At 50.6% G+C, this 16,193-nt stretch carries 10 protein-coding genes; 1 reads left to right on the top strand and 9 read right to left on the bottom strand.

All coding sequences use genetic code 11. From position 1 onward, the window contains the following. Positions 1-4 precede the first annotated feature (4 nt). From ACFQRK_RS10740 to ACFQRK_RS10720, 5 genes are read right to left on the bottom strand one after another with little or no spacing between them, the layout of a single operon-like run. Positions 5-1,570: an SLC5 family protein gene (locus ACFQRK_RS10740; protein ID WP_379006418.1), complete on the bottom strand. Its 1,566-nt coding sequence runs from the start codon at positions 1,568-1,570 to the stop codon at positions 5-7. Then, entirely contained in the window at positions 1,567-2,931 is a 1,365-nt protein-coding gene (locus tag ACFQRK_RS10735) for a hypothetical protein (protein ID WP_379006416.1), read from the bottom strand. The genes ACFQRK_RS10740 and ACFQRK_RS10735 overlap by 4 nt, the downstream gene beginning before the upstream one ends. Positions 2,932-2,942: 11 nt before the next feature. Then, positions 2,943-3,716: an SDR family NAD(P)-dependent oxidoreductase gene (locus ACFQRK_RS10730; protein WP_379006414.1), complete on the bottom strand. Its 774-nt coding sequence runs from the start codon at positions 3,714-3,716 to the stop codon at positions 2,943-2,945. Between the two features lie 26 nt (positions 3,717-3,742). Beyond that, a complete protein-coding gene (dgoD, locus tag ACFQRK_RS10725; protein ID WP_379006411.1) occupies positions 3,743-4,921 on the bottom strand; it encodes a galactonate dehydratase in 1,179 nt (392 codons plus the stop codon). A 4-nt stretch (positions 4,922-4,925) separates the two neighbouring features. Then, a complete protein-coding gene (locus ACFQRK_RS10720) occupies positions 4,926-6,248 on the bottom strand; it encodes an aspartate aminotransferase family protein (protein WP_379006408.1) in 1,323 nt (440 codons plus the stop codon). Between the two features lie 76 nt (positions 6,249-6,324). Between ACFQRK_RS10720 and ACFQRK_RS10715 the strand changes: the two genes are divergently transcribed. Continuing rightward, entirely contained in the window at positions 6,325-7,164 is an 840-nt protein-coding gene (locus ACFQRK_RS10715) for an SMP-30/gluconolactonase/LRE family protein (protein ID WP_379006405.1), read from the top strand. 269 nt (positions 7,165-7,433) lie between these two features. Here the strand turns inward: ACFQRK_RS10715 and ACFQRK_RS10710 are convergent, their stop codons facing one another. The 4 genes from ACFQRK_RS10710 to ACFQRK_RS10695 all read right to left on the bottom strand — a co-directional run bounded on the left by ACFQRK_RS10710 (position 7,434) and on the right by ACFQRK_RS10695 (position 15,672). Beyond that, on the bottom strand, positions 7,434-8,072 hold the full coding sequence (locus ACFQRK_RS10710; protein WP_379006403.1) for a GntR family transcriptional regulator: 639 nt from the start codon (positions 8,070-8,072) through the stop codon (positions 7,434-7,436). Positions 8,073-8,193: 121 nt separating this feature from the next. Next, complete coding sequence (locus ACFQRK_RS10705) at positions 8,194-10,917, bottom strand: hypothetical protein (RefSeq protein WP_379006401.1); 2,724 nt, start codon at positions 10,915-10,917, stop codon at positions 8,194-8,196. A gap of 12 nt (positions 10,918-10,929) precedes the next feature. Continuing rightward, a complete protein-coding gene (locus tag ACFQRK_RS10700) occupies positions 10,930-12,546 on the bottom strand; it encodes a RagB/SusD family nutrient uptake outer membrane protein (RefSeq protein ID WP_379006399.1) in 1,617 nt (538 codons plus the stop codon). An 18-nt stretch (positions 12,547-12,564) separates the two neighbouring features. Continuing rightward, positions 12,565-15,672, bottom strand: a complete 3,108-nt coding sequence (locus ACFQRK_RS10695; RefSeq protein ID WP_379006397.1) for a SusC/RagA family TonB-linked outer membrane protein — start codon at positions 15,670-15,672, stop codon at positions 12,565-12,567. Positions 15,673-16,193 lie beyond the last annotated feature (521 nt).

The following is a 16,193-nucleotide window of genomic DNA, read 5'->3' as shown; positions in this document are numbered from 1 at the left end:
TCGTTTAAGCGTAGCGTATATAAAAAAACAAGACAACCGCTGTAATCAACAGCCACCAGTAAAACGGCTTTCGAAACCCACGGTACCGAGCCCGCTCTTCGGCCGGAAGCTGCAGACTGCCTCGGTTCCAAATCAACCCTTCGAGTAGCGCGGTAGGCTGTGGCTTGGTGAGCAGGCTCACACCCCAGCAAGCAACCATGCATGTCCAGAACACAATCCCGGTACGGTTAAAAAATGGCATCTCTGGAAAAGTAAATTCCAGCGCCAAAGACAAGGGAATGGTAAGAAAGCCCGCCGTGAGAGCACCTGCCGATGTAGTACGTTTCCAGAAAATGCCCAGTAGAAACATGGTGGCAATACCTGGCGTAAACAAGCCGTATAGATTCATTAAGTATAGAAACACCGGTTTGTCCGAATAGCTGATCAGCAACACGGAGCACAGAATCCCTAAAACGATAATGGCCACCCCTGAGAGCCGTCCGAATCGGACCGCTTGCCTATCCGTTGCCTCTTTGTTTATGTATTCGAGGTAAATGTCCACTGTCAGAATGGTCGTACAGGAATTGATGGCTCCCGAAATGTGCGACATGATCGCCGAGATCAAACCCGCCATTACCAATCCCACTAGGCCGGTTGGCAATAGCTTTTCGACCAATGTGGCAAATAGCAAATCTGGCTTTTCCAGGGAAGGCAGAAACAAGGGCGCTACCAAGGCGGGCACCGTAATGATAAGCGGAATCAAAAACTTCAGATAATCGCCAAAGATTACGCCCATCCGCGCATGCCACTCATTCTTTGCAGCCAATACACGCTGCACAATAAACTGGTTGGTAGCGCAATAAAAAACACTGATACAGACAATTCCGCCTAGATACATGGTCCATGGGAAATCCGGGTCGTCTGCTGGATAGATCATCTTCCAATCCGCTGCCGAGTCGACGACGGATTGAACCCCGCCCGCGGCATTTATCGTAGCGGCGGTCAGCGCAACTCCCCCCAAAATCAGCACACCCAGCTGTACCATCTCTGTCCAGATTACCGCACGTAGGCCACCGGCAATTGTGTAAATTCCAGTCAATACCGCCAACACAAATACACTGTACAGAATCGGAATGTCGAACAATGCATAGAGCGATAACGCCCCGAGAAATAAAACCGCCCCGATTTCGACGAAGATATACGTAAACAGAATCAGTACATCGTACACCACCCGCGTCGCTTTGCCAAACCGCTTCTGCAAGTACTCGGGAATCGTGTAAAACCCGTTTCGAAGATAGAACGGCAAAAACACCCATAGCAATGCATTAAATCCCAACAAAATTGCCGCCCACTCTAAGGTAACTGCCACAAACCCACGGCTATAGGCAGCACCCATGGCCCCCACCAGATGATGGCTGCTAATGTTGGCGGCAATGATGCTTCCGCCGATCATCCACCACGGCAATTTATCGCCTGCCAAAAAATAGTCCCGCTTGGTCTGGTTGTTCTGCCGGGCGGCATACAGCCCCAGTGCAAGAATTCCTAAGATGTAGATGGCAAAGATGCCGATGTCGATTGGGGAGAGGCTCATGCTTCGTGTGTTAACGCTTCAATGGTTCCGTTGATTAATTTCTCCAGTGCCCCCCGTTTATAAGGGGTTTGCCAGACTGCATATTGGTCGCGGTCATAGGCGTCGGCGGGTGGCAGATACCCTACGTATCCGTTTGCTATATTGACCACGCCGATGGCACGTCCCGGAAAAGCAGCGCGAATGGCGGTCTGAAAATCTGAATACGCCTCGTTGGCCTGCGCGACGATATAGGCTCCCCCCAATTTCCATACCCAGACTTCCAATGTGGAGGTTTGTCCATCACCTACTGCACGGCGCGTATTCAGCTTGCGCCAAAGACGGTCCTTCAGCACGCGGTCCGGACAGTGCGCCCATTCAGCTTGGATGTCTTTTAGGGGAGGCAGCGCTTTCAAATCGACTGTTATGTTAACAATGCGTCCCGACAATGCTGTTTCGGTTTTCTCGGGTTCATACTCCCAGATCGCCAGGGGTGCTCCGGAAGTAAGTGAACCGGTAAGCGCGAGCCGGGTATGGTTCGGCAATAAAGATTCCAGCGCGGCAAGGACGGCATATCCCAGTTTCCGTCCGTGGCTATCGGCCACTTTGGTATCGGCTACATATTGCTCGCGCGGTGCCAGTTCGCCCGAAGCACCCTGCAAAAACAGGCACGGCGCTTCCGTCGCCGTCGATACAAGCTCGCGCATAGCGCCGACATAATCGGGCGACAACAACCGGTTGTTGTGTGCTAGTGTGGTGGGGTGACAAGCGTAGTTTACCACGGTTCCCAGCACCTTTCCGCTGTCATCGCGTATGCAGCCGACCAATACCGTCGGGTCTGCCTTCTTTCCGGGATTGAACCCTACCCAATAACTACCGTTCTGCAGCAAATCCCGGTTGGTGGCGAGGTCACATGTCCCGTAACCCCAGGTCAGGGTGGCTGGCTGCATCCGCTGCTGACACGTTCGGATCAATGTTACCGCGATTTCCTTGATTTTTTCAAGATAGGGAGCAATATGGGCTCCACCCGGTTTATCGGCATCATCCCGGCAAATGCTTGGACCCGCGTGTGTGTGGGACAAACAAAAAAGCAATTGATGAGGTTGTAATCCGGTGTCCTTCAACAAAGCATGACGGATGTACCGTTCGTCCGACTGGTTTTTCCACCATCCCAGATCCGCCGTAAGCAACACCAGCAGGTCGTCCGCTTGTTGCCCCCCAATCACCAATGCTTGCATCATCAACGGCCGGTGCACACCTTCCGCTCGGTCATGCGCCGCCGCACCCCAGTTTCGGGCATAGATGTCAACAGGCGGCGTGATATCCGCTTCACCGAGGGCAAACCTTCCTGTAAATCCATCTTGTCTGTACTTCAATGATTCCATCACTTCCCTCCTTACCGCTTTAGCGAAAGCCCGCCGTCCATCAACAACGTACTACCCGTAAAATGTTTATTCCCCGGGTCACAGACCCAAAGTACCTGTCGCGCCACCTCTTCCGGTTCAATCAGCGCTTTTACGGGTACCCGTAGCCGGGCTTCTTCTGCCTGGGCAGGATCCTCCTGCCACACCAATCGGCTTAATCCAGCGTTTACATAGCCCGGCGCCACCTCATTAACCCGAACGCCATACGGGGCATATTCCAGGGCCATCGATTGGCAAAGCATGCGTACAGCTGCCTTGGAAACCCCATAGGCAGGCAATGCCGCATGAACGGCATGCGCCGCCCAACTACCCAGGAAAATAATATTTCCTTGCACTTGATGATCCACAAAATGCCTGCAGGCTGCATTTGCCAGAAAAAAAGAACCGTTCAGATTCACCTCCATCTCCCGCGACCATTCGGCAGCAGACAATTCCCTAAAGGGTTTCATCGTGACGGTTGCCGCGTTGGCAACGGCAATCGAAATTTCACCCCATAAGCCGGCCACGTCAGCCACCCATCTCGAGACCGCATTAGAGTCACGCACGTCTACGACTGTATAATGTACCTCCACCTGCTGCTTTCGCAACGCAGCTAAATGATTTTCCGCTTCGTCCAACGGAGCAAAATCCGAAAGGGCGATACGCGCACCAGCTTTCCCGAAAGCCAATGCGATGGCTTGTGCAATATCGCCCAACCCGCCGCTGATCAAAACGGCCTTTCCTTCAAAACGTTGGTCTACCGACATGTTGTTTCTATTTTATTGACATTAACTTACCAATCCCCAACACTACCGTCTTTATAGAAGGTACGCTGAAGAACCTCTTGCTGGAAGGGATGTTTCTTTACTTCCGCTTCATTGATTTCGATACCCAACCCCGGACGGGCATTTGGTAGCACAATACGTCCCGTTCGCTGCACGGAAAAACCTTCGGAGACCACATCCTGTCGCCAAGGCACATCGTTATGCACGCTTTCGCAGATTATATAGGCAGGGGTTGCAAATCCCAGTTCAATGGAGGCAGCGGTGCTTACCGGCCCTTGTGGATTGTGCGGTGCCATCGCCACGCGGTAAGCTTCGGCCAACGCGCCGATGCGCCGCGCCTCCGTCAGGCCACCGCAGTGCGTAATATCTGGTTGGATGACACTCACCGCCCGTTTTTCGAGTAGTTCCCGGAATGCCCACACCCCAACCAAACGTTCGCCCGAGGCGATCGGTGTCTGGACGGCGCGCTGAATTAACGCGATATCTTCCATGCTTTCCGGCCAGCAGGGTTCCTCGAAGAAATACAAGCCGTACGGCTCCAGCGCCTTTGCAAACAACATCCCCATGCGCGGACTGGGGCGAGCATGGCAGTCGACCATAATATCGATTTCGTCGCCAACCGCCTCCCGCATTGCCCGCACACATGCTTCTGCGTACTTAATGGGCTGAAGGCCTTCCAACGGCATGGTCTCTGGCACTGCCATCGATTTGAATGCTGTAAACCCGTCTTCCACGGCCTGCTGCGCCAGTTCGCCGAACCGCCGGGCATCACTCGGGTCCGTCTCGTAAAAATCTTCCATCTTTCCGCCACCCAAGTGGCAGTATAGACGGATATAATCACGTACACGGCCACCCCAGAGTTCATGGCAGGGAACGCCGTGGATTTTCCCAAGTATATCCCAAAGTGCGATGTCAATCCCGCTAATGGCCGTGCCCCGTACAATTCCATTGCCATGCCAAAAATGCTGCCGGTACATCATCTGCCATAAATACTCAATACGCCGTGGGTCTTCCCCCACCAGTAATTGAGAGATGTCTTTGACAGCGCCGACGACGCTTTCGGTATGCCACTCCAACGTGGCCTCACCCCAACCCCACAGTCCGGGCTGGTCCGTTAAAATCTTCACAAAAATCCAGTTGCGCATACGTGCATGGCAGACATGGGTTTCAATTGCGGTTATCTTCATCTGCTTACAATGAGGTTACTACTTCTTTCGTTTTCTCCAAGGTAATCTCGATGTCTTCCACCGAATGCGCATAGGAAATGCTCCCTTGCTTAATGGGCAGCGGAAAATGAAAAATTCCTTTTTCGATGAGCTTATGCCGATACACCTGATCAAAAGCAAAATCGTGGTTTGTCAGGATGTCGTGGAAATCTCGGGGTGCGTGATCCATGAAATAGGTACAGAAGGCCGAACCCTGCCGGGCTACGTGGAAATCGATTCCCTTCGCTTGAAATATTTCATTCAGCCCTTTCTCCATCAGTTCTCCGAGTCGATAAACGTGCCCATACACATCCGCCTGCGGCGACGAAAGTTTACGCAAGGTAGCAATTGCCGCCGATGTCGTCAGCGGAAATGCATTAAAAGTACCGGCGATAAGCACACGTTCCTTTTTCTCCGGATGGACAAAATAGTCCATGTATTTCTTTTTGCCACCGATTACCCCCAATGGGTATCCATTGGCCACCGCTTTGCCAAAGGTAGAAAGGTCGGGCTGTACGTTACAAATGGATTGGTAACCACCCAGTGCATGGCGGAATCCTGTCTTCACCTCATCAAACACCAACAAAAACCCATGCTCATCGGCTAGCGAGCGTAAACCTTCCAGATAGCCGTCCTCCGGATGGACAATGCCTACATTTTGCAAAATCGGTTCGAGAATCAGGCAAGCCACCGCATAGCGCTTTAGCACGTATCGCACGGAATCAAGGTCATTATAGTTGACAATATGGACCAACGCACGCTGGGAGGCCGGCACACCTGCAGACAATCCATCATAGGGATACTCTCCAGGACTTACTCGTTCACCGACATCCTCCAACGTGCTGATCACGTTGCACGCCACATCACTGTGCCACCCATTATAGCCGCCCTGCATGACGATGATGTGATCACGCTTGGTTACGGCACGTGCAATGCGGATAGCGTGATAGGTTGCTTCCGAACCTGTTGTCGTGATCTGCACGCTTTCCACGGTAGGCACGGATGCACAGAACAGTTCCGCAAATTCGCCTTCCATGGCGGTTGGTCCGGCCCCCATCAGCACCACGCCTTCCCGTAACGTGTCCGCTACGGCCGCATTTACATCCGGATCGTTGTGCCCCAAAAAAGAAGCGGCAAAGCCTGCCTGATAATCGATATATTCATTACCCTCAATGTCCCTTACGCGGCTTCCATTACCTGTGTTGAAGCAGATATTAGGAGTTGATTTCCTGTTGAGGGACACCACCCCTCCGGGTATCCACTGTTCGTTCTTCTGCAGCAACGCTGCTGACTTCTCCCAATTGTTCATGTACTTTTTGTATTAATTAGCTTTATCTTTTGATGATTTTTTTTCTGTCCTACGCATACATGCTGTAGCTTTGTCCATGGACTTAACGATGCTTTCCCAAAACTTTGCAGCGCCCGTGCCTATTGCCGAACAGATCCGATTTCCCGAAGGCCCTGTCTTCACCAGCGACGGTGCACTTTGGTGCGTCGAGCAGCATGGCGAAAGCCTGATCCAATACGCAGGCAACCAGTACAAACGCCATCATGTGGGCGGCCGTCCCAATGGGCTCGCCGCCGCTGCGGACGGCATGCTTTGGTTTTGTGACTCGGGGCATCAGGCGATACGCACCTACGACCCATCATCGGGCACCTCCCAAACCATTGTAACTGAACGGGATGGAGTTCCTTTAAACATGCCTAACGACCTCGCCTTCGACCAAAACCATCAGCTGATTTTCACCTGTCCGGGCCCTGATCTAAACCCAAACGGATACGTCTGCTGTCTTTCATCCGTTGGGGATCTGATGACCGTGGCCCGACAGCTGAATTACCCCAATGGCTTGGCTTTCACGCGGGATTATCAACACCTGCTGATTGCGGAAACCGGCAATCAACAAATTTGGATAGGCGAATGGGATAGCCACCGGATGCGCTGGCAGAACCCCCGCATATTTGCCCGAACCGAAGGCGGCCTGGGTCCTGACGGCATTGCACTCGATGAATACGGAAACGTATACGTAGCCGTATATGGCAGCGCCAGCATTCAGGTTTTTGCACCCGATGGCCAACGCGCCTGTACCCTAACTTTACCGGGTCAACATCCTACCAACTGCGCTTTTGACCCTACCGGAACACTTGGCCTGGTTATCACCGAAGCTGAAAAGGGAGCGCTGTTATCCCTTCCTTGTGGCCTGAAAGGCATACTGAATTCACAATAAGCACCTCAAAGAACATCGCGCAAAGCGCCCATATAGCCATCAATCACTGCTATACGCCTTCTGACAAATGACTACCATACGGTAGCAGCGGAGACGTACTAACGAAATTTATTGGGTCGACACTATAATGTATGCAAATATATAATGTTTTTGTAAACAAAATAATAATAACGACTCAAAAATTTACTTTGTACAGTCCGTACAGCGTTAGTAAGGCCAAGCCAGAAGCCGACTTTCTGGCAACCCGGTAGGCGAAAATGAGAAAGAGGTTAGGCCAGCTCCAGCGAAGTCAGTTCACCGCGATTGAGGTGTGCGATCAGAAAATTCTCCGCCTTCTCCATATCTTTGGATTTTAGCGCATCAACAATTTCGCGGTGTTCTTTGTCCGTCAACTCATAATCGTTCATATGCGTCAAAGACTGCCCCAATTTCAGGTGGAACAACGGGATATTGCTCATTTCATAGACTTGCTTGAGCTTGCTGTTGCGGGCAATGTTAATCAGGGTTTCGTGAAAACGGACATCGGCCTCACAAGCGCCCGCGAAATAGCCGTTCCGGACCATTAACGAAAAATCATCACAAATCCGTTCCAGTTCCGTTACATCCTCACTGGTCGCATTGTTGATAGCCAATCGAAGAGCACCGCGTTCCAATACCTCACGCAGTTGCCGTATTTCGCGCAAATCGGCAGCCGTCATTGATTTCACATAATACCCGCCCCGTTGGCCGATTTCAAGCAGTCCTTCGCCCAGCAGTCGATTCAAGGCCTCCCTCACGGAGATGCGACTCACCTCAATTTTCGTAGCCCAGGCATCTTCCTTTAGCCTTGTACCGGGAATTAACTGATTGGAAAGGATTTTTTTTCGCAATTCCAAATATACCTTGCTCGACTGTGAATCTTCTTTCATCAAAAAATAGTTTGTTCTAAATGGTCGTGATTAGTTCAAAAACATCCGCAAATGCCTCACAATGTTACAAAAAGTTGTATACATCTACAACCTCAATTACTTACCAAATTCAGTTCCGTTACTACTCCGGCACCACCCCCCTGCCCCGGCTAACTGTATACGTTCCCGCAGAAAGTTCAGCAGCGAGCGTATTTTTTCCGGGCTTCACGTCATGCACCACGATCACCGTACCCTGTTCATTGGTCATCTGCCAGAATCCAGGCTGTAACCCGGTCAGCAACACCTGCTTTCTTCCCGAACCATTAACAGAAAGCGTAAACTGATCGCCGCAGAGTTCCGTGTCTGCCTGCATACTTACCACCCGATCGCCAATCGCTACCTGATAACGGCCATCCCGCTCTTCAAAATCGACAGGTAACGGCGCTGCGTCTTCATCTACCAGCTGAAAAACCGTGAAAAAGCGGTCGCGGGCCCGTAGTGACTTTGGTGAAACCATGATGCGGTGTCCGTTCGCTTCGGCTCGGTCTGACGCCACCTTAAATTCCGTGCCGAACGTACTGTTGGCTTTTGCCCCACTCAGCACCGTCGTGGCTCGGTCTTCTGCCTTTGGCACCAACATATTCACGTAAGTTTTTCCCGTTTTCCCGGCCAGCGTACTGTAAAGAATCATATGCCCGTTTTCCTGCGCGGGCGGATTAAGGGTATTGATCTGCCAATATTTTTTAAAGTCCGGATCAGCCGATTCCATATCATCGGCAAGGATTACCACCGCCGGCACATCCTCCCGGTCCAAGTTAAGAAAACAGAAGGTCCGGCGGTATTGCCGCATTTTTTCACTGTACGCCGCCGTTAAATCGACATCAAAATAACTGTAAGCGGGATGAACGTTCGACGGACCGAAGTCGGACGAAATCACTGAACCGTAGTCGAACCACGGGTCGGTGCGAGCCTCCTCCGGCGTACGCGGAAACCGCTGGCTGAATCGCGAGCCTCCATCGCGGAAGCGGCTACGGAAGCGCAACGTTTCGTCCGGATCGTACAATAACATCATGCTATGCGAAATGGAACGTTTGTTGAATTCAAAATCATATGGCGGCCCATAAGACAGGTATAAGCCGAGGTCGCCTACCTGCATGCCCCGGAAGTATAACTGCAACGCGCCGGCGTCGGCATGCTGATGGTTTCCGAAATGGTAACCGCCTCCTTTTAGTTCGGCCACTACGTTGTTGCTGGCAGAATCGCTCTCCCAGCCTGTGCGGGCAATCATTCCCCCCAACACGTTGCCGAAATCCTTGGTCAACGGCAACCCTGAGACATCGGAATTCGCTTTCAGCGCCGGGTCATCCAGCAACAGGAAAAGTACCGGATTATCCGGTAAACCTCCCTGGCGCTCGAACTCGCCCTTCAATAATGGATCCTTTGCGTAGGCGTAACAAAGTAGCATCGTCTGGGGCTGCTTCCAGTACGGAGCCTGTTTACCAAAGCTTTTGGCACTGAACATATCCCCGTCCCGCAACATATAGCCGTCAGGAAGCCGCATGTACAGCCAATAATAAGGCAGATCCTTGATGTTATCGTCGAACACCGGGTATCCCAGCATCCGGTAGTACAACCACGCCGCATGCATTTCCCATCCAAACCGATAGGCACCATAATCAACCCCTTGGTTGTGACGGGGCGACTGATACTCAAACTTCCGCATGGGAACCAACTGTTCCAAAATCGTGTAAGAAACATATTTGTACGGCTCGGGATCCTCGTCATAAACCGCCAAGCTCCACGAAAGCATGTCCCGGCAGATCTGCGCTTCGTTTCCATGCCCGTTCACAATGCTTTCAATCCCGAAAAACGGGGGCCAGCCGATTTCCATATCGCGCACCAAACGCTTGAAATCCTTGCGCATCGAAGCCTTTGTAGGATCGTCAATCAGGTCATAACACCAGTCGTAGACCAATGCACCGGTATAAATTGCCCTTCCCAGTTCGCGCGTGATATCTCCGTAAGATACATTGCCAAACTCCAGCACAGATAGGTACTTACCAGCGAGATCGACCGCCTCTTCACCTACCGTCTTATCCTCCGTCATCAGGTAATAAAAGGCTTTCTGTTCGATTGCCTGTTCCAGTTTTTCGTCATAGAACATTTCCTGGTCGACATCGAAGTCGAAACGATACGGTTTCAATGCGTTGGCTTTCACTTTTCGCCATGCGTCTTGGTGCTCGGCGGCTTCCAGTCGTTTGCGGACAACGGGCAAACTCTCCTGATTTACCCACAGTCGGGGCCTGCCCGAAGGCGGCCGCACTGACGGCGTATAATCTTCTGCTTCGGGTGGTGCGACCGGGGCCGTATACGGTTTCAACGACAAACGATGCATCAAGAGGTTGTTGGGCAACCAGATGTTGAGCTTTTCATGCGTATTGAAAAAATCAAATTTGCCCAATTCCTGCACTTCCCCCTTAAATGAATCGAAAACAATACGCTGGGTACGCCTCGACGTACCCAACTGAAACCAGCCTTTCAAAGTCAACATGCCCGTTGTATCCGCCTGTCGAAGCGCTTCGCTATCGATCGGAACCGATTCGGCAGTCAACACGTAGGTGCCCGGTTCCGGAACGGTGATCTCCACTACCACGTCGGCCTGACGAGACGCAGCACCGCCAACGTCACCGTCGCGAAGCGCCACCCCGTTTCTCTCTTTCCCTTCTTCCAACACCTTCTTCCGGATCGCGGTCTCGCTATTAATTTTACCTTTACGCAACGGATAAATTTGCTCTTCCTTTTGCTGACCAAAAGAAATGAATGCAGACACCATGAAAGCGGTAATCCCTATCGTTTTATGCCACATCTTACAACTTGATTACTCCCATCCGGGGTTTTGAGTTAAATTTGGGTTTACTTCCCGTTCTGACTGCGGTATCGGCCACAGGTAATAATGATCGGGGAAGCCACGTTGCCGAATCTGAACACCCGTGAACTCGGTCATCCAAACACCATCCACCACATCTTTTGCAATCCCCCACCTCCGAATATCCGAATAGCGCTGTCCTTCGCCGCACAATTCCACCATCCGTTCGTGGTAGATGCGTTCACGCATCTCTTCCTGATTCAGCCCTATAGGCAATGCCGGCATATCCGAACGGTCGCGGACAGCATTGATGGCATCATATACACTCTGGTCGGGCGCACCTAAGGCCTCGTTTTGCGCTTCGGCATACATCAGCATCACGTCTGCTAAGCGGATCAGCGGAATATTCTGCGGCATATTGTCCTGGAGTGTGTACACCGATCCGGTTTCCACGAACTTCCGCCAGGCATAGCTGCCATTTGCCCAAACAGGCACATAGGAAGTAGGATCGGACGTTACTACCGGGAAGCGGTACAAATAGGCTACGCCTCCTCTCCCCACAAAGGTCGACCAGGGAACCACAATAGACTGGTGCATACGGGGATCCCGGTTTTCAAACAATGCGCGGACAGATGCCTCATCGTGCCAGTCGGCCGGGTTATTCGGATTGAAGGCTTCGCCCTCAGCGTTGGTATAGTTACTGAAGTCAAAGGGTGTACCATCGATCATTTCGTAGGCGTTGACCAATTTCGGCGTTGGGCGGGTCCGCTGAGAGCCCGAAGTGGCCCCCATCGCATTGCCATAGTTCCGGTCGGTGGCAATCCCGTATCCTTTTTCCGCTACATACTGAACATCAAAGATAACCTCGCTGTTGTTATTTCCCGCTACGCGGAATAATGAATGGTAGTCGCCCGCCAGCGTGCGGTCACTTTGTTCCATCAACTCCTTGAAATCGGCGGCTGCAGCGTTATAATTCTTTGCCCACAGATGTGCCTTACCACGCATCGCCAATGCCGCCCATTTTGTGGCGCGACCCACATCTCCCCCCGTATAAGAGCCTTCCAGTTGCGCATACGCCTCGGTCATATCGTTCACAATGAACGCATAAACCTCTTCTTCGCTGGCACGTGGTTTATATCCTTCATCCACATTCATGGGCGTATCGTAAATCGGAACACCGCCAAAGAAATCCCACAATTTAAAGTAATAATAGCCCCGCAAAAAGTGCGCCTCCCCTAAAATCCGATTCTTGAGCGCCTCGTTCATCGTGATCGCCGGTACGTTTTTCAGCACCGTATTAGCCCGGTATATCCCTTTATAAAACCTTCCCCAGGCGTCCGAATAAAACGAAGCATTAGCCGGAAAGTTTCCTGTGGTTAGTCCAGTTGCCCACGACTGATAAGAAATGTCCGTGAAATCATCCATCATGCCATAGATGACAATGGAATTGGTAAACTCACGGTTTACCTCGTAAACCGCATTTACGCCCATAATTGCATCCTGCTCTGATTTCCAGAAGCTTCCTTCCGAGAGACCGACCAACGAATCCCTGTCCAGAAAATCGCTACAACCGGACAACATGCTCATCAACAGGATAAGCACGCCTGAAATATTATATTTGTTCATCATCAATTCTGCTATCTGTTATTAGAATGTAACATTCAGTCCTAACACCCACTGCTTCATCAGTGGATAGGAAACGCTGGCGTTTTCCGGGTTATACCCGTCAAATTTTGTAAACGTAAAGAAGTTCTCGAGGTTGGCGTAAATCCGCAAACGGTCAACTTTGAACCTCGTCGTGGTTGCGGCGGGCAACGCATATCCTAATTGTATGGATTTAATCCGGAAATAGGACGTGTTGTACAACCAGTAATCACTGTATGCCGTATTCAGTGCCGAACCTGATGTCCGTAAACGCGGATACTCGGTCGATTTGTTGTCCGGCGTCCAGCGGTTTAAAATCTCGGCACGCTGCAAAAACCCTTCGTTGATGTTAAACGTATTAAATCCATCGTTGCCCCAGTACTGCCTAACAGCACCGATTCCCTGTCCCACGATGTTTAGGTCGAAACCTTTGTAAGCAGCACTTACGTTAATTCCGTAATTCAATTTGGGCAACGACGAATACGCTTTCACTACCCGGTCCTGATCATTAAACACCTTATCGCCGTTCACATCTTTGTACAGCATATCGCCCGGTGAAGGAGTCCCGCCTACGTACGAACTGAAGGTATATCCATCGGCCAGAAGTTGGTCAATTTCGGACTGATCCTGGATGATCCGATCGAATTCCAGCACATAAAAACTGTTAAAAGGACTATCTTCTTGGGTGATGGTTGTCCCGCTTATTGATCGGTCCTCGTTGAATTTTAGCACCTTGTTGTGTACCGTAGAAAGATTACCGCTGATAAAGTACGTAAACTCGCTTCCCGCGTTGCCCTGATAGCCGGCTTGGAACTCAAGGCCGCGGTTACGCATCGACGCGATGTTCTGCCAGGGCGGCAAAAAGTTACCCATGACCAAAGGAATGGGTATCTTCGTTAAGATATCCGTCGTGGTCTTGTTATAGTACTCGGCGCTCAGGGTCAGCCGATTTTGCAGCAGTACCAAATCAAGTCCTACGTTACTGATGGTTGTGGTTTCCCATTTGATATTGCTGTTAGCAATCTCCGTCGGCCCCACCCCTTGCTGCAGTTGACCGCCGAACGGGTATAAGTAAGAGCCATAGACAATCTGGTAGGTATAATCACCGATCCGGTTGTTCCCCAACCTTCCCCAAGACCCCCTGATTTTAATGTCATCAAACACCGTCTTTAGCGGCTGGGCGAAGGCCTCTTCCGAAAGCCGCCAACCGGCTGAGAAGGAAGGGAAAAAACCCCACCGGTTCGCTTTCGCAAACCGGGAAGACCCGTCGTACCGGGCATTTGCTTCAACAAGATATTTGCGCTGATAATCATATGTTACCCGTCCGAAGAAGGATTGCAGCGCATCGTCGGTACCCGACCCGTTGATGGCTTCCATATTGGCTCCGGCATCGAGAATGTAGATAGCATCATCGCCCAAGATGTCATTTTTTTTGGCATCAAAGATATCCATGCGGTTGTATTGCTGGTCAAAACCCACCATCGCACTGACGTTGTGTGCCGTGCCGAAGGTATCGTTGTATCGAAGCAGGGAATTAAGTACCGTCGAATAATCCCGGCGGCTGCTGTTAAACAGGCTATTCACACTCGGCGTCTGCTGGTATTGAAAATCCGTCTGGAGATTCCAAAGCGAATAAGGCCGCACATACTGCCAGTTGCGGTCATTACTATAATTGAATCCGAAACTGGTTTCCCATTCCAGGTTTTCAAGGATATTGACAATGCCGAAAAATTTCATCCCCAGCCGTTGCCGCTCCGCGTTTCCCCGGATATTGTCGAGGTAAGCCTTCGGGTTGGAGCCAGCAGGGAGTCCCGGAAACATTTCGCCCCCGTATCGGCCATCCTCATATTGGGGGATTACACCCGGTGTGGTATTGCGGATACTGTTGAAAAATGAAGGCACGTCAATCGGCTTACGATCCGACCAATTGCCAAACACGTTGCCCCCGACTTTCAGGAAATTGGTAACCTTCGCATCGGCATTTAATCGGAAAATATAACGCTTATAGCCGGAGTTATCCATGATTCCCTGATTGTCCAGATACCCGAGTGATAACGAAAGGTTGCTGTTTGCCCCTCCGCCACGTACGGCCACGTTATGTTCCGTCAGCAACGAGCTATGCAACAGTTCGCCATACCAATCCGTATTTGGATACAACGGATTGCCAGCCGCTGACTCGGCTCTCCATTCTCCGATCAACCCGCTTGAATACTTCTCCCGTCCCTCCGACTCGTTGACCATCTCCATGTGGGTGGCCATATCGGTGATATAATCAATGGTATTGGCTGCGCTTTGTGACCCCGCGTATCCATTGTAAGAAAATGTATATTTACTGTCTCGGCTTCCTCTTTTGGTCGTTACCAAAATCACCCCATTGGCGGCTCGTGATCCATAAATGGCGGCGGAAGAAGCATCCTTCAACACACTCACATTGGCCACGTCACTCGGATTGACATCATTCAACGCCCCTGGAACACCGTCGATCACCACAAGCGGCGACGCGTCGTTCATGGTTCCCTGCCCACGCAACAGAATGTTGTATCCTTCTCCGCCCGGTGTTGCCGAGGTCTGGGCAATGTTCAAACCCGGACTGAGCCCGACCAACGTCGACGCCATATTCATTGTAGGTCTGCTTGTCGTGGACTCATTAAAACTTACCGTGGCAACGGAGCCGGTAAGATTCTGCCTTTTTTGCGCACCATACCCGACGATGACAACCTCATCAAGCACACTCTCTTCCAGATTTAGCTGTACATTGGACACCTCACTGGCTGCAAGCACCAAAAGGCCGTAACCAACGCTTTTAAATTGTATCCGATCATCGGAGTTCGCGCTAATTATAAACGTTCCATCGGAACCGGAAACGACCGTTTCAGCGGTACGTAAATTACGAACCTCAACACCCGCTAATTCCTGTCCACGCTCATCCTTAACAACCCCCCGAACCGGCTGTTGGCTGGCTTTATTATCCAAAAGCACATCGGAAGCAAACCGTATCCCGGATTTTGTGGGTAACGCCCATGCATGGCCAACCATGGCGAACACACCCAAAACAAACAACAGTTGCTTGCTTATCGGGCCCAACTTCATTTTGTTTAGTCTACTATTCATCTATAAATTCACGTTTAATCGTTTATACTTTATTAATTATCCATCACTAGCATGTTATTTTATTCCTCATCTGTCAAACTATGTACGTCGCCACTCCATTTCTAAAATCCTATTATGTAAACAGTATTAAACACAACCATTAATCAATGCTATCTTTTTCTCAAGTGTCCCATAGTTCTCTCAATAGAAGAAAACCCATCGATAAGGCAGAACCGGATTTGTCAATTTGCTTCATTCTCGTACAGGAAATACAGCTTTATTCCTTGTCTGCCCCCCTAAGACTCTATTTAATTGGTAAAAAATTGGCGTATTGCTAAATATATGTATGCAAATATATAATAATTTTGTAAACAAAAATATGATAATTATTTTATTTTCATATCACAATCTTTCTTTGACGAATTAATGAGCAATTAAACTAAGCACCATGCGAGGGACGGCAAGACGCGCATTTTTCTTCCGCTATAGTGAAAGAAACCTTTACTAAAACGATTTTTTGAGCTAAATTTGAAATGGCTGCG

The sequence above is a fragment of the Parapedobacter sp. GCM10030251 genome, assembly GCF_042666505.1.
Taxonomy (GTDB): Bacteria; Bacteroidota; Bacteroidia; order Sphingobacteriales; family Sphingobacteriaceae; genus Parapedobacter.
Note: the sequence above shows the minus strand (reverse complement) of the source record. Positions and strands in the feature narration are given on the sequence as shown.

Coding starts and splice junctions, on each gene's coding strand:
- ACFQRK_RS10740 (WP_379006418.1), bottom strand. CDS start 1,570: ATGAGCCTCTCCCCAATCGACATCGGCATCTTTGCCATCTACATCTTA.
- ACFQRK_RS10735 (WP_379006416.1), bottom strand. CDS start 2,931: ATGGAATCATTGAAGTACAGACAAGATGGATTTACAGGAAGGTTTGCC.
- ACFQRK_RS10730 (WP_379006414.1), bottom strand. CDS start 3,716: ATGTCGGTAGACCAACGTTTTGAAGGAAAGGCCGTTTTGATCAGCGGC.
- dgoD (WP_379006411.1), bottom strand. CDS start 4,921: ATGAAGATAACCGCAATTGAAACCCATGTCTGCCATGCACGTATGCGC.
- ACFQRK_RS10720 (WP_379006408.1), bottom strand. CDS start 6,248: ATGAACAATTGGGAGAAGTCAGCAGCGTTGCTGCAGAAGAACGAACAG.
- ACFQRK_RS10715 (WP_379006405.1), top strand. CDS start 6,325: ATGGACTTAACGATGCTTTCCCAAAACTTTGCAGCGCCCGTGCCTATT.
- ACFQRK_RS10710 (WP_379006403.1), bottom strand. CDS start 8,072: ATGAAAGAAGATTCACAGTCGAGCAAGGTATATTTGGAATTGCGAAAA.
- ACFQRK_RS10705 (WP_379006401.1), bottom strand. CDS start 10,917: ATGTGGCATAAAACGATAGGGATTACCGCTTTCATGGTGTCTGCATTC.
- ACFQRK_RS10700 (WP_379006399.1), bottom strand. CDS start 12,546: ATGATGAACAAATATAATATTTCAGGCGTGCTTATCCTGTTGATGAGC.
- ACFQRK_RS10695 (WP_379006397.1), bottom strand. CDS start 15,672: ATGAATAGTAGACTAAACAAAATGAAGTTGGGCCCGATAAGCAAGCAA.